This is a genomic window from Nocardioides psychrotolerans (assembly GCF_900113685.1).
Lineage (GTDB): Bacteria > Actinomycetota > Actinomycetes > Propionibacteriales > Nocardioidaceae > Nocardioides > Nocardioides psychrotolerans.
On sequence record NZ_FOQG01000009.1, the window covers coordinates 19695 to 33808 of the forward strand.

Sequence of the window (14114 nt, forward strand, 5' to 3'; positions counted from 1 at the left end):
AACCCCGCCGGTCGTCGTACGACGTCGTGGTCTGGACCTGGGTTTGTCGTCGCGCCCCGTGGGCACTGGAGGGTGGCGAGCCGCTGGGGGCCTGCGACGACGATGACCGAGGTCCTGATGACAACCCGCGACGACGACCTCCACGTCGATCCCGATCGCACCCGGGCAGTCCCGGACGTGGCCGCGCTGCTGAACGACACCGCTGGCGCGCTGCCGGCCTCCTCTCCCGACCAGGGCTGGCTGGGGGAGCGCTACGTGCTCGACGCCGTGGTCGGCCGAGGGGGTGTGGGGGACGTTCACCGGGCCACCGACACGCTGCTGCACCGCTCGGTCGCGGTGAAGGTGCTGCGCCAGCGCACGGCCTCGGAGTGTGACCGGGTGCGCTTCGGGTCCGAGGCCCGCACGCTCGCCGGGCTGATGCACCCCGGCCTGGTGACGGTCCTCGACGTCGGCGACACGGAGGGGCGGCCGTACCTGGTGATGGAGCTGGTCGAGGGCAGCACCCTGTCCGGGGCGCTGGCAGACGGTCCGCTCCCGGTCGCGGAGGTGGCGCGCATCCTGTCCCGCGTGGCCGAGGCGCTCGCCTACGCCCACGGCCGCGGCGTGGTCCACCGCGACGTCAAGCCCGGCAACGTGCTGCTCGGGGACGACGGTCGCGTCAAGCTCGCCGACTTCGGCATCGCCCGCCTGGTCGGCGACAACGTGCGGCACACGCTTCCGGGCACGCTGATCGGCACGGTGGCCTACCTCGCTCCGGAGCAGGTAACCGGCGACGAGCTGACCCAGGCCGTCGACGTCTACGCGCTGGGGCTGGTCCTCCTCGAGTCGGTGACCGGGGCCAAGGCCTACGCCGGGCCCGTGGTCGAGGCGGCCCTGGCACGCCTGACCCGACCACCCCACGTGCCCGACGAGCTCCCGGCGCGGGTCCGCGACCTGGTGCGCGCCATGACCGCGACCGACCCCCGTCGGCGCCCCACCGCCGGGCACGTGGCCGACGAGCTCGCGCACGTGGCCCGGGAGGAGTCCGGCGCGGCGCTGCCACTGCCCACCACGTCGCTGGCCGGGCGACGCTGGACCTCGCGTCCCGTGCTCGTGGCCGCCGCCGCGCTGGTCGTGCTGGCGCTCGCGGCCGGCAGCGGCCTTGTCGGCGGGCCGTCCGATGGGGCATCCGGTGGGCCGTCCGCCGGGCCGTCCGCCGGGCCGTCCGTTGGGCCGTCCGTTGGGGGAGCGCCGAGCGCGGCCGCCCGGCCCGCGGCGGCGCGGGGGGTGGCCGCGGCCACGGAGCAGCCCTCGCCGCGCAAGGGCAGTCACACGACCGCGAAGCCGAGGGCCGAGGCACCCGCGAAGGCCAGGCGACAGGCGAAGGGCCACGGGAACAGCAAGGCCAAGGGCCACGGCAAGGGCGGCAAGTCGGGCGCGTCGAAGGGCAAGGGGCGACGCTGAGGGGGCGGCGTTTCGGTGACGGCACCCCGGTATCGATAGGTTGGGGGGTGATGACCACCGCTTCCGACCCCCGCCCCCGCCGCACCTTCGCGGTCATCAGCCACCCCGATGCCGGCAAGTCGACGCTGACCGAGGCGCTCGCGCTGCACGCGCACGTCATCTCCGAGGCGGGCGCGGTGCACGGCAAGGCCGGGCGTCGCGGCACGGTCTCGGACTGGATGGAGATGGAGCGGGCGCGCGGGATCTCGATCACGTCGGCCGCGCTGCAGTTCGACTACCGCGACCACGTGGTCAACCTGGTCGACACCCCTGGTCACTCCGACTTCTCCGAGGACACCTACCGGGTGCTCTCGGCCGTCGACTCGGCCGTGATGCTGGTCGACGCCGCCAAGGGCCTCGAGCCGCAGACCCTCAAGCTCTTCCAGGTCTGCGCGCACCGCGGGATCCCGGTCATCACGGTCATCAACAAGTGGGACCGCCCGGGCCTGGACGCCCTCGAGCTGATGGACGAGATCGAGAAGGAGATCGGCCTCAAGCCGACGCCCCTCACGTGGCCGGTCGGGCAGTCCGGGGACTTCCACGGCGTCCTCGACCGCCGCAGCGGCCAGTTCATCCACTTCACCCGCACCGCGGGTGGCGCGAAGCGGGCGCCGGAGAGGCAGCTGTCGGCCGACGAGGCCGAGGCGGTGGCCGGCGAGGCCTGGGCCGCCGCGCTCGAGGGCCACGAGCTGCTCGCGATGGACGGTGCCGACCACGACCAGGAGCAGTTCCTGGCCGGTCGCACGACCCCGGTCCTCTTCGCCTCGGCCCTGCAGAACTTCGGGGTCGCCCAGCTGCTCGAGATCCTCCTGGAGCTGGCGCCCCCACCCTCGGCCACGCCGGCCGTCGACGGCTCGCTGCGTGCGGTCGACGACGAGTTCAGCGCGTTCGTCTTCAAGGTCCAGTCGGGCATGGATGCCGCGCACCGCGACCGGCTCGCCTACGCGCGGGTCTGCTCGGGCGTCTTCCAGCGCGGCATGGTCGTCCAGCACGGCGAGACCGGCAAGCCCTTCGCGACGAAATACGCCCAGGCGGTGTTCGGCCGCGAGCGCACGGTCGTGGAGACCGCGCTGCCCGGCGACATCGTCGGGCTGGTCAACGCCTCGGCCCTGCGGGTGGGCGACACGATCTATGAGGGCCGCGCCGTGCAGTACCCGCCCATCGCCAGCTTCGCCCCCGAGCACTTCATGTCGGTGCGCGCCGCCGACACCGGGCGCTACAAGCAGTTCCGTCGCGGCATCGAGCAGATGGACCAGGAGGGCGTGGTGCAGGTCCTGCGCTCCGACCTCCGCGGCGACCAGTCGCCGGTCCTGGCGGCGGTGGGGCCGATGCAGTTCGAGGTCGTGACCGCCCGGATGGAGAGCGAGTACAAGGCTGTCATCAAGCTCGAGCGGCTGGACTTCCAGCTGGCCATGCTCACCGATCTCCCGGGCTCCCAGGTCCTCAGCGGCGTGCGCGGCGTCGAGGTCATGCGCCGCTCGGACGGTGCGTGGCTGGCGCTCTTCCCCGACAAGTGGCGGGCCCACACCGCGGCCCGCGACAATCCCGACATCTTCCTCGAGGCCCTGCCCGCCAGCGGCGGCTGAGACCTCAGGACCCACCAGCTCTGCCGCGACCGCGGCCCAGACTCATTCGCACCACATCAGAACCAGATCGGAGCTCGACATGAGCCATCCCCACCCAGAGCTGCACAAGCCACCCGCACTCCCGAAGGGCGGCCTGCGCGTCGTCGCGCTCGGCGGCCTCGGCGAGATCGGTCGCAACATGACCGTCTTCGAGTACGACGGCAAGCTGCTGATCGTCGACTGCGGGGTGCTCTTCCCCGAGGAGCACCAGCCCGGCGTCGACGTGATCCTGCCCGACTTCAGCTGGATCCGGGACCGCCTCGACTCCATCGTCGGCATCGTGCTCACGCACGGCCACGAGGACCACATCGGCGGCGTCCCCTACCTGCTCCGTGAGCGCAAGGACATCCCGCTCATCGGCTCCAAGCTCACGCTGGCGCTGATCACCGAGAAGCTCAAGGAGCACCAGATCCGGCCGGTGCGCAACGAGGTCGCCGAGGGTGACCGTTCGACGTACGGGCCGTTCGACCTGGAGTTCCTCGCGGTCAACCACTCCATCCCTGACGGTCTCGCGGTCGCGATCCGCACCCCGGCCGGCCTCGTGCTGGCCACGGGTGACTTCAAGATGGACCAGTTCCCCCTCGACAAGCGCATCACCGACCTGCGCGGGTTCGCGCGGCTCGGCGAGGAGGGGGTCGACCTGTTCATGACCGACTCCACCAACGCCGAGGTGCCCGGCTTCACGACCTCCGAGCGCGACCTGGCGCCGGCCATCGAGCAGGTCTTCCGCACCGCGCCGCGCCGGGTGATCGTCTCCAGCTTCGCCAGCCACGTGCACCGCATCCAGCAGGTGCTCGACACCGCGCACGCCCACGGCCGCAAGGTCTCCTTCGTCGGCCGCTCCATGGTGCGCAACATGGGCGTGGCCAAGGACCTCGGCTACCTCAAGGTCCCCGAGAACCTGATCGTGCCGCTCGACCAGCTCGAGCGGATGGCCCCCAACAAGGCCACGCTGATCTGCACCGGCTCGCAGGGTGAGCCGCTCGCCGCGCTGTCGCGCATGGCCAGCCGCGACCACAAGATCCGCGTCGGGGAGGGCGACACGATCCTGATGGCCAGCTCGGTGATCCCCGGCAACGAGAACGCGATCTCCAACGTCATCAACGGCCTGACCCGCTGGGGCGCCAACGTCGTCCACAAGGGCAACGCCAAGGTGCACGTGTCGGGGCACGCCAGCGCCGGTGAGCTGGTCTACTGCTACAACATCGTGAAGCCGCGCAACGTGATGCCGATCCACGGCGAGTACCGCCACCTGCGCGCCAACGCCGACCTTGCCATCAGCACCGGCATGGACCCCAAGACCGTCGTGCTCGCCGAGGACGGCGTGGTCGTCGACCTCGTCGACGGCAAGGTGTCGGTCACCGGCAAGGTGGCCGCCGGCAACATCTACGTCGACGCACAGACCGTGGGCGGCGTGACCGAGGCGACGCTCAAGGACCGACGCACGCTCGCCGAGGAGGGCGTCGTCACGGTCCTCGCGATCGTCGACGCCGACTCCGGCGCGCTGGCCGATCCGCCGGACTTCCTGGTGCGTGGCTTCGTGCACGAGAAGGGAGCCTTCGACCCCGCCACCGCGGTCATCGAGCGCACCCTGGCGCGGGCCGCCTCCGAGGGCATCGGCGACGCCCGCCAGCTCGAGCAGATGCTGGCGCGCGACGTGGGCCGCTGGGCGCACAAGACGTTCCGGCGCAGCCCGCTGATCATCCCGATCGTCATCGACGCCTGACCCTCGGGCTCGCACCACACCGCCGGCCGAGTCGGCGCGATGTTGCACGCAGATCTGCACCATCGCGCCGCTTCGGCGATCTCGGACGGTGGAACCTCGGATGTGACGTGCGTTACAGAATCGTGACTCCTATCCCTTGACCTGCCCGGTGTGTAAGCGCTTGCATACCTAGCGTCGCAACGATCGATCCCCAGAGGTGTCCGACGGTCGTCGACGAAGACCCAGAGAGGGAACACTGATGTCATCACGCAACAAGCGCCGCGCCGCAGCAGCCTCCGCGCTGCTCCTGGCCGGGATCGCGCTGGCCGGCTGTGCCGAGGACAGCACCGACGGAGAGTCCCAGACCGCCGGCGGCACGTCGCCCGGCGAGGGCAAGGCCGGCTGCGAGCAGCTGACCGAGTTCGGCGACCTGAGCGATCGCGAGGTCAACGTCTACACCTCGATCATCGCCCCCGAGGACCAGGCTCACAAGGACTCCTACAAGCTCTTCGAGGAGTGCACCGGGGCCACCGTCAACTACGAGGGCTCCAAGGAGTTCGAGGCGCAGCTCGTCGTGCGCGTGCGCAGCGGCAACGCCCCCGACATCGCCTACATCCCACAGCCCGGCCTGCTCAAGACGCTCGTGGAGCAGACCGACAAGGTTGTCCCTGCGCCTGACTCCGTCTCGGCCAACGTCGATGAGTTCTTCGGTGAGGACTGGAAGTCCTACGGCACCGTCGCCGACACCTTCTACGCCGCCCCGCTCGGCGCCAACGTCAAGTCGTTCGTGTGGTACTCCCCGGGCATGTTCGAGGAGAACGGCTGGACCGTCCCGGAGACCTGGGACGACATGATGGCCCTCTCCGAGGACATCGCCGCGTCGGGCGTCAAGCCCTGGTGTGCCGGCATCGAGTCCGGCGAGGCCACCGGCTGGGTCGTCACCGACTGGCTCGAGGACGCCGTCCTGCGTGACGCCGGCCCCGACGTCTACGACCAGTGGGTCAACCACGAGATCGCCTTCGACGACCCGGCCATCGCGGAGGCCCTCGACCGTGTGGGCTCGGTCCTCAAGGACGAGAACATGGTCAACGGTGGCATCGGCGACGTGAAGTCGATCGCCACCACCCCCTTCCAGGAGGGTGGTCTGCCCATCGTCGAGGGTGACTGCGCCATGCACCGCCAGGCGAGCTTCTACGCCGCCAACTGGGACCCCGAGACGACCACCGTCGCCGAGGACGGCGACGTCTTCGCGTTCTACCTGCCCACGACCAACGAGGACTTCGGCAAGCCCGTCCTCGGCGGTGGCGAGTTCGTCGCCGCGTTCTCCGACGCACCTGAGGTCCAGGCCTTCCAGACCTACCTCTCCAGCGACGTGTGGGCCAACGAGAAGGCCATCGCCACCACCGCCGGTGGTTGGGTCAGCTCCAACAAGGGTCTCGACATCAACAACCTGGTCAGCCCGATCGACCAGCTGTCGGCCTCGACCCTGCAGGACCCCGACGCGGTCTTCCGCTTCGATGGTTCCGACCAGATGCCTGGTGCCGTCGGCGCCGGCTCCTTCTGGAGCGAGATGACGTCCTGGATCACCGGTGCCAGCACCGCGGACTCCCTGGCCAACGTCGAGTCGTCCTGGCCCACCTCCTAGGGGTCGGCCCCTGATCGGACCGGGCCGCGGTGTCACCACCGCGGCCCGGTCCGGCTCACCAGGCACCACGGATCGGCAAGACCAGACCCCTTGAAGACGACAAGGACGGGTGAGGCGTGACCACCACCGACAAGCTCCTGCAGATGGGCATCGCGGTGGCGCTGTTCTTCGGCGTCATGGGCGTGATCCTCGTGCTGACCTCCCGGCTCCGATCCCGGGCCGGGGAGCGGCTCCAGACCGCGGCGTTCCTCGCACCGTCCCTGCTGCTGATCGCGGCCGGGTTGCTCTACCCCGCGATCAAGACGATCTACCAGTCGTTCTACGACGCGGCCGGCACGACGTTCGTCGGGTTGGACAACTACCAGACCATCGTGACCGACGGTGACCAGCTCCAAGTGCTGCGCAACACCGCGATCTGGGTGGTCCTCACGCCGCTGGCCGCCACGCTGGTCGGGCTCGTCTATGCCGTCCTCGTCGACCGCGCGAAGTTCGAGAAGTTCGCCAAGGCCCTGATCTTCCTGCCGATGGCGATCTCGCTGGTCGGCGCCTCGATCATCTGGAAGTTCGTCTACGACTACCGCGGCACCGACGAGAACCAGATCGGCGTCGTCAACCAGATCCTCAAGAGCGTGGGCTTCGACACCTACCGCTTCCTGCTCACCGAGCCGTGGAACACCCTCTTCCTGATCGTCATCATGATCTGGGTCCAGGCGGGCTTCGCGATGACGATCCTGTCGGCGTCGATCAAGGCGATCCCCGAGGACGTCATGGAGGCGGCCCGCCTCGACGGCGCCTCGGCGCTCAAGATGTTCCGCTACATCACCGTCCCGAGCATCCGTCCGTCGCTGATCGTGGTGCTCACGACCATCAGCATCTCGACGCTCAAGGTCTTCGACATCGTGCGCACCAGCACCGGCGGCAACTTCGGGACCAGCGTGCTCGCCTACGAGTTCTACGTGCAGAGCTTCCGCTCCTTCAACCAGGGGCTCGGTGCCGCTCTCGCGGTCCTGATCTTCGTCCTGGTGACCCCGATCGTCATCTACAACATCCGTCAGATGCGAAGGATTGAGGCCCGATGACCGCCATCGCTCCGATCGTGCCCGAGGCCGATCCCGGCCGCGACGCCCCCCGTCGTACGACGTCGGAGGCGGCGCACACCGGGCTGACGAGCCGCTGGGCCTCGGTCGCCGCGATCGTCATCGCGCTGCTGTGGACCGTGCCGACCTTCGGCCTGTTCGTCTCGTCCTTCCGGCCCGAGACCGACGTCAAGACCTCGGGCTGGTGGGAGTTCTTCGCCAGCCCCGACGTCACGCTCGACAACTACCGCGCCGTGATCTCGGGCTCCGACACCGACCTCGGGACCTACCTGATCAACTCGGTCGTCATCACGATCCCCTCGGTGCTGATCCCGATCAGCCTGGCGACCCTGGCCGCCTACGCGTTCGCGTGGATGCGCTTCCCGGGACGCAACTTCCTGTTCGTGGCCGTCTTCGCGCTCCAGATCGTCCCGATCCAGGTCACGATGATCCCGCTGCTCTCGGCCTACGTGCAGCCGCCGTTCAACCTGATGCCGCTCGCCGGCGCCGACGCCCCCGGTGGCGGGCTCTACACGATCTGGCTCTCGCACTCGATCTTCGCGCTCCCGCTGGCGATCTTCCTGTTGCACAACTTCATGCGCGAGATCCCGGCCGAGCTGATCGAGTCGGCCCGCGTCGACGGCGCCGGCCACGTGCAGATCTTCCGTCGGATCATGTTGCCGCTGATGATGCCCGCGATCGCGGCCTTCGGGATCTTCCAGTTCCTCTGGGTGTGGAACGACCTGCTCGTCGCGCTGGTCTTCGGTGGCGGCAGCCTCGACATCTCGCCACTCACGGTGCGGCTCGCGGAGCTCTCCGGTCAGCGTGGCCAGGACTGGCACCTGCTCTCGGCAGGTGCGTTCGTGTCGCTGGCGGTCCCGTTGATCGTCTTCCTGTCGCTCCAGCGCTACTTCGTGCGGGGTCTCCTCGCCGGCAGCGTCAAAGGCTGAGGTCGTCGCGATGGAGCCTGCCGGAGCCTCAGGCTCGCGAGCGGGCCTCCGCGGCGAGCCAGTCGTACGACGCCTTCGGCGTGCGGGTCTGGTCGGAGGGGTCGATGTGGACGAGGCCGAAGGTCTTGGTGTAGCCCTCTGCCCACTCGAAGTTGTCGAGCAGCGTCCACACGACGTAGGCGCGCACGTCCGCCCCGGCCGCGCGGGCGCGCTCGGTGGCGGCGAGGTGGTCGCGCAGGTAGGCGATCCGGTCGTCGTCCTGGACCCGGCCGTCGACGACAGCGCGGTCGGCGTAGGCCGCACCGTTCTCCATGACGAGCACGGGCAGTGCGGTGCGCCGGGCGGTCTCGACCAGCAGCTCCTCGAGCCCGGCCGCCTCGACCTCCCAGCCGATGTCGGTCACGGGCTCGCGCACGACCAGGTCGAACGACGGCACCCCGGGGTAGGCCTGCCCCTCGGGGTGGTCGTGGGTCGCGGCGTCGGCTCCGGGCAGGTCGGGACGCACCGGCGTGTAGTAGTTGATGCCGACCCAGTCGGCCGAGCCGTGGACGAGCTCCAGGTCGCCGTCGCGGACGAGCTCGGGGTCAGCCAGCTCGGGAGCCACACGGAGCAAGCCCTCGTCGTAGGCCCCGTCGACCAGCGGGTTCAGCCAGACCCGGTTGCGCACGGCGTCGACGCCGTCGGCGACCTCGGCCACCTCGGGACGCTCGGGACGTTCGGGCCAGATCGGGGCCAGGTTGAGCACGATCCCGACGTCGCACGGGCTTGCGGCGCGCATCCGCTCCGCTGCCATCGCGTGGCCGAGCATCAGGTGGTGGGCGGCCCGGTGGGCCAGGCCGCCCTCGCGCCGACCCGGTGCGTGCACGCCTGCGGCGTAGCCCAGGTAGGCCGCGCACCACGGCTCGTTGTGCGTCGCCCACAGCCCGACCCGGTCGGCCAGCCGCTCGTGCACGACCATCGCGTAGTCGGCGAAGGCCTCCGCCGTCTCGCGCACCAGCCAGCCGCCGGCGTCCTCGAGGGGCTGGGGGAGGTCCCAGTGGTAGAGCGTCGCGGTCGGCTTCACGCCCCGCGCGAGCAGGCTGTCGACCAGGCGGTCGTAGTAGTCCAGCCCGCGGCTCTCCACCTGTCCGGTGCCGCGGGGCACGATGCGCGGCCAGGCGACCGAGAATCGATACCAGTCCACGCCGAGGCCGGCCACCAGGTCGGCGTCCTCCTCGGAGCGGTGGTAGGAGTCGCAGGCCACCGCTCCGTCGCTGCCGTCGCGGACCGCTCCCGGCCGCTGGGTGAAGGTGTCCCAGATCGACGCCCCCCGGCCGTCCTCCGTCGTCGCGCCCTCGATCTGGTAGGACGCGGTCGCCGTCCCGAGCTCGAGGGTCGATCCGTCCGGGAGGCGCGAGGGTGCGACGTGGGTCATGAGGCCACCGTATTCTCCTCGCCGGACCAGAGAGGAGGCCCGCGACGATGACCAGCATCGACGACGTCGCCCGCGAGGTCGGCATGAGCACCGCGACGGTCTCCCGCGCGCTGCGCGGCCTGCCCCGGGTCTCGCAGGAGACCCGCGACCGGGTGATCGAGACCGCGCGGCGGTTGGGCTACGTCCCGTCCCCGCACGCGGCCAGCCTGGCCAGCGGGCGCACCGGCACCATCGCGATCGTGGTGCCGTTCGTGACCCGGTGGTTCTTCGCGATGGTGGTCGACGGCGCCGAGCAGGTGCTGCGCGCCCAGGGTTTCGACGTGCTGCTCTACAACCTCGCCGGCGACGTCGGCACGCGCCACCGGGTTCTCCAGACCCATGTCCTGACCAAGCGGGTCGACGCGATCCTCGTCCTCGGCCTGGGCCCCACCGCGGAGGAGGTCGCGTGGCTCACCCAGCAGGCCTGCCCGGTGGTGATCCTCGGCGCCGAGGTGCCGCAGTGGCCCAGCGTGCGGATCGACGACGTGGCGGTGTCCCGCACCGCCGTGGGGCACCTGATCGAGCTGGGGCACCGTCGCATCGCCTACGTCGGCAGCCTGGTCGACGAGGGCCTCGACTTCGCGACACCGAGGGCGCGGCGACGCGCCTACCGGGAGATGCTGGCCGAGCACGCGATCGAGCACGACCCCGCGCTGGAGACCGAGGGGCACTTCACCCTCGTCGGGGGTCGCCAGGCAGGCAACGCGCTGCTGGACCTCCCGCAGCGCCCGACCGCGGTCTTCTGCGCCTCCGACGAGATGGCGATCGGGGTGCTGCGCGCCAGCCGCGAGCGCGGGGTGAGGGTGCCCGAGGACTGGTCGGTCATCGGGATCGACGACCACGAGATGGCTCCTTACTTCGACCTCACCACGGTCCGCCAGCCGGTCAGCGAGCAGGGGGCGGTGGCCGGCCGGCACATCCTGCGCTGCCTCGGCGTGGCGACGGTCGAGGAGCCCGAGCACGTCGTGCTCCCCACCGAGCTGGTGGTGCGCGGGACGACCGCTGAGATCGGTCTGTCGGCGCAACCTACGCGCGGGTAGGTTCTGCCCCAGGACCTCAAGGTGAAGGGCGTCACACATGCCGCAGGACACGTACGACTACGTCATCGTCGGAGCCGGGAGCGCGGGCGCCGTGCTCGCCGCGCGACTCACGGAGGACCCGGGCACCACCGTGCTCCTCCTCGAGGCGGGAGGTGAGGCCGACGCCGACGAGGTGATGATCCCCGCCGCGTTCCCCACGATGTTCAAGACCAAGTGGGACTGGAACTACTCCACGACCGAGCAGAAGCAGCTCCACGGACGTCGTGCCTACTGGCCGCGGATGAAGGCCCTCGGTGGCTGCTCGTCGATGAACGCGATGATCTACATCCGCGGCAACCGCGCCGACTACGACTCCTGGCGTGACCAGTACGGCGCCGAGGGGTGGGGCTTCGACGACGTCCTGCCCTACTTCGTGCGCTCGGAGGGCAACACCCGCCTCGGCGGGCCGCTGCACGGGCAGGACGGCCCGCTGCACGTGGAGGACCGCACCTACAGCCACGAGCTGAGCCACCTCTTCGTGCAGAGCGCGGTGAGCGCCGGGCACAAGCCGACCGACGACTTCAACGGCGCCGAGCAGGAGGGTGCCGGGCTCTTCCAGGTCACCTGCAAGCAGGGTCGGCGCTGGTCGACCAACGAGGGCTACCTCCGTCCTGCCCGCACGCGTCCCAACCTGACGGTCACGACGGGCGCCCTCGCCTCGCGGCTGGAGATCTCCGGCGAGCGCGCCACCGGCGTGACCTTCCGCCAGTCCGGCGCCGAGCACACCGTCCACGCCTCCCGCGAGGTGCTGCTCTGCGGCGGCGCCGTCAACAGCCCGCAGCTGCTGATGCTCTCCGGCATCGGCCCGGCGACCCACCTCGCCGAGGTCGGCATCGAGACCAAGGTCGAGCTCAGCGGAGTGGGCGCCAACCTGCAGGACCACCCGGTGACCCCGCTGCTCTGGTACACCCGCGGAACGACCGACCTGGGCCAGCTCAACAACCTCACCAACTTCATCCGCTGGAAGGCGCGCGGCACCGGCCCGTTGGCCTCCAACGTCGGCGAGGCCGGTGCGTTCTTCGCCAGTCGCGAGGGGCTCAGCGCACCGGACATCCAGATCCACGCGGCTCCGGCCGGCTTCTACGACAACGGCCTGCGCGAGCCCACGAGCCGCATGTTCACCGCCGCCCCGACGTTGGTCTCCGTGCAGAGCCGTGGATCGATCCGGCTGCGTTCGGCGGACCCGTCGTGGCACCCCGCCATCGACGCGGCCTACCTCGAGGACCAGACGGACCTCGACGCCCTCCTCGCGGGAGCCCGTCGCACCTTCGAGATCGTGACGCAGGGTGCCCTGAGCAACTACATCGACCGACCGTGGAACCTGCCCCACCACCCGACCGACGAGGACCTCCTCGAGCACATTCGCACCTGGACGCAGACGCTCTACCACCCGGTCGCCACCTGCGCGATGGGCAACGGCGAGGACGCCGTCGTCGACGCCCGGCTCAAGGTCCGCGGCGTCGAGGGACTGCGCGTCGTGGACGCCTCCGTCATGCCCGCCGTGCCGCGAGGCAACACCAACGCCCCCACCGTGATGGTGGCCGAGAAGGCCGCCGACGAGATCAGGAAGAACCGATGACCGAGATCCAGGACCGTCCCGCAGCCCCCCTCGCCACGGCGACGTTCGAGTCGCTCAGCCCGATCACCGGCGACGTGGTCGGCATCCACCCGGTCCACACCGCCGAGGAGGTCGAGGCCGCGGTGGCTCGCGCCCGCGACGCCGCGACCTGGTGGGCGGGTCTGTCCTACGACGCACGGGCGACGCACCTGAGCACGTGGAAGGGGGTCATCACGCGACGTCTCGCGCAGCTGGCCGACCTGATGCACCAGGAGACCGGCAAGCCCCACGGCGACGCGATGCTCGAGGCCGCGCTGGCGATCGACCACCTGGCCTGGGCCGGCGGGCACGCCGAGAAGGTCCTCAAGCGGCGGCGCGTGCCGTCCGGGCTGCTGATGGCCAACCAGGCCGCGTCCGTGGAGTACCGCCCGCTCGGGGTCGTCGGGGTCATCGGCCCGTGGAACTACCCGGTCTTCACGCCGATGGGCTCGATCGGCTACGCCCTGGCCGCCGGCAACGCGGTCGTCTTCAAGCCCAGCGAGTACACCCCCGGCGTCGGCGAGTGGCTGGCCCGCACGTTCCAGGAGACCGTCGGCCGGCCGGTCCTCCAGGTCGTCACCGGTTTCGGCGACACAGGCGCCGCGCTGTGTCGCGCCGGTGTCGACAAGGTGGCCTTCACCGGCTCCACCGCGACCGGCAAGCGGGTCATGGCGGCCTGCGCGGAGAACCTCGTGCCGGTGATCATCGAGGCGGGCGGCAAGGACGCCGTGATCGTCGACGCCGACGCCGACCTCGAGGCCGCGGCGGACGCGACGCTGTGGGGCGCCTGCTCCAACGCCGGCCAGACCTGCGCGGGGGTGGAGCGGGTCTACGTCCACGACCGGGTCTACGACCAGTTCATGTCCGTGCTCACCGAGAAGGCGCGCGACCTGCACGCCGACGCGAGCCCCGGCTCGCAGATGGGCCCGATCACGATGCCCCGGCAGATGGACGTGATCCGCAGCCACATCCAGGACGCGCTCGACCGGGGTGGCCGTGCGGTCGTCGGCGGCCTCGACGCCGTGGGGGAGCGGTTCGTGCAGCCGACGATCCTCGTCGACGTGCCGGAGGACTCGCTCGCCGTGCAGGAGGAGACCTTCGGCCCCACCGTCACGGTGGCGCGCGTGCGCGACATGGAGGAGGCGATCGCGCGCACCAACGCGACCCGGTACGGCCTCGGCTCGACGGTGTTCTCCAAGTCCCGCGGCATGGAGATCGCCGAGCGGATCCGGTCGGGCATGACCGCGATCAACGGCATCATCAGCTTCGCCGCGATCCCGTCGCTGCCCTTCGGTGGGGTGGGCGACTCCGGCTTCGGGCGCATCCACGGCCCCGACGGCCTGCGTGAGTTCACCTACGCCAAGGCGATCGCGCGTCAGCGCTTCAAGCCGGCCATGGCGCTCACGTCGTTCGGGCGCACGGCGAAGGCCGACCAGCAGCTCGCCACGATCATGACGATGCTGCACGGTCGCGGCACGACGATCCCGAAGGACTGAGCGCAG

General features: G+C 70.5%; 10 protein-coding genes. 9 read left to right on the plus strand and 1 reads right to left on the minus strand.

Features of this window, described 5'->3' with window-relative positions:
* Positions 1 to 117: 117 nt before the first annotated feature.
* The 6 genes from BM204_RS12125 (at position 118) to BM204_RS12150 (ending at position 8483) form a co-directional block, all read left to right on the plus strand.
* Positions 118 to 1443, plus strand: coding sequence for a serine/threonine-protein kinase (locus BM204_RS12125; protein WP_170259130.1), 1326 nt, complete (start codon positions 118 to 120; stop codon positions 1441 to 1443).
* Positions 1444 to 1493: 50 nt separating this feature from the next.
* Positions 1494 to 3068: a peptide chain release factor 3 gene (locus tag BM204_RS12130; RefSeq protein ID WP_091113647.1), complete on the plus strand. Its 1575-nt coding sequence runs from the start codon at positions 1494 to 1496 to the stop codon at positions 3066 to 3068.
* 79 nt (positions 3069 to 3147) lie between these two features.
* Positions 3148 to 4833 (plus strand): ribonuclease J, encoded by a 1686-nt coding sequence (locus tag BM204_RS12135; protein ID WP_091113649.1) that lies wholly within the window; start codon positions 3148 to 3150, stop codon positions 4831 to 4833.
* A 238-nt stretch (positions 4834 to 5071) separates the two neighbouring features.
* Positions 5072 to 6457, plus strand: a complete 1386-nt coding sequence (locus BM204_RS12140) for an ABC transporter substrate-binding protein (RefSeq protein WP_091113651.1) — start codon at positions 5072 to 5074, stop codon at positions 6455 to 6457.
* Positions 6458 to 6573: 116 nt separating this feature from the next.
* A complete protein-coding gene (locus BM204_RS12145; protein ID WP_218031189.1) occupies positions 6574 to 7536 on the plus strand; it encodes a carbohydrate ABC transporter permease in 963 nt (320 codons plus the stop codon).
* Positions 7533 to 8483 carry a carbohydrate ABC transporter permease gene (locus BM204_RS12150; RefSeq protein WP_091113653.1) on the plus strand — a complete coding sequence of 317 codons (951 nt, stop codon included), beginning with the start codon at positions 7533 to 7535 and terminating at the stop codon, positions 8481 to 8483. Before BM204_RS12145 ends, BM204_RS12150 begins: the two co-directional genes overlap by 4 nt.
* Before the next feature lie 28 nt (positions 8484 to 8511).
* Here the strand turns inward: BM204_RS12150 and BM204_RS12155 are convergent, their stop codons facing one another.
* On the minus strand, positions 8512 to 9897 hold the full coding sequence (locus BM204_RS12155) for a GH1 family beta-glucosidase (RefSeq protein WP_091113655.1): 1386 nt from the start codon (positions 9895 to 9897) through the stop codon (positions 8512 to 8514).
* A 47-nt stretch (positions 9898 to 9944) separates the two neighbouring features.
* On the opposite strand from BM204_RS12155, the gene BM204_RS12160 reads away from it, so the two are divergent.
* Genes BM204_RS12160 through BM204_RS12170 form a run of 3 tightly spaced genes read left to right on the plus strand, consistent with a single transcriptional unit; the run spans position 9945 to position 14108 of the window.
* Positions 9945 to 10976, plus strand: a complete 1032-nt coding sequence (locus tag BM204_RS12160; protein WP_091113657.1) for a LacI family DNA-binding transcriptional regulator — start codon at positions 9945 to 9947, stop codon at positions 10974 to 10976.
* 37 nt (positions 10977 to 11013) lie between these two features.
* Positions 11014 to 12594, plus strand: a complete 1581-nt coding sequence (locus tag BM204_RS12165; protein WP_091113658.1) for a GMC family oxidoreductase — start codon at positions 11014 to 11016, stop codon at positions 12592 to 12594.
* Positions 12591 to 14108: an aldehyde dehydrogenase family protein gene (locus tag BM204_RS12170; RefSeq protein ID WP_091113663.1), complete on the plus strand. Its 1518-nt coding sequence runs from the start codon at positions 12591 to 12593 to the stop codon at positions 14106 to 14108. Before BM204_RS12165 ends, BM204_RS12170 begins: the two co-directional genes overlap by 4 nt.
* The last annotated feature ends 6 nt before the right edge of the window (positions 14109 to 14114 follow it).

Coding starts and splice junctions, on each gene's coding strand:
- BM204_RS12160 (WP_091113657.1), top strand. CDS start 9,945: ATGACCAGCATCGACGACGTCGCCCGCGAGGTCGGCATGAGCACCGCG.
- BM204_RS12150 (WP_091113653.1), top strand. CDS start 7,533: ATGACCGCCATCGCTCCGATCGTGCCCGAGGCCGATCCCGGCCGCGAC.
- BM204_RS12125 (WP_170259130.1), top strand. CDS start 118: ATGACAACCCGCGACGACGACCTCCACGTCGATCCCGATCGCACCCGG.
- BM204_RS12140 (WP_091113651.1), top strand. CDS start 5,072: ATGTCATCACGCAACAAGCGCCGCGCCGCAGCAGCCTCCGCGCTGCTC.
- BM204_RS12135 (WP_091113649.1), top strand. CDS start 3,148: ATGAGCCATCCCCACCCAGAGCTGCACAAGCCACCCGCACTCCCGAAG.
- BM204_RS12170 (WP_091113663.1), top strand. CDS start 12,591: ATGACCGAGATCCAGGACCGTCCCGCAGCCCCCCTCGCCACGGCGACG.
- BM204_RS12165 (WP_091113658.1), top strand. CDS start 11,014: ATGCCGCAGGACACGTACGACTACGTCATCGTCGGAGCCGGGAGCGCG.
- BM204_RS12155 (WP_091113655.1), bottom strand. CDS start 9,897: ATGACCCACGTCGCACCCTCGCGCCTCCCGGACGGATCGACCCTCGAG.
- BM204_RS12130 (WP_091113647.1), top strand. CDS start 1,494: ATGACCACCGCTTCCGACCCCCGCCCCCGCCGCACCTTCGCGGTCATC.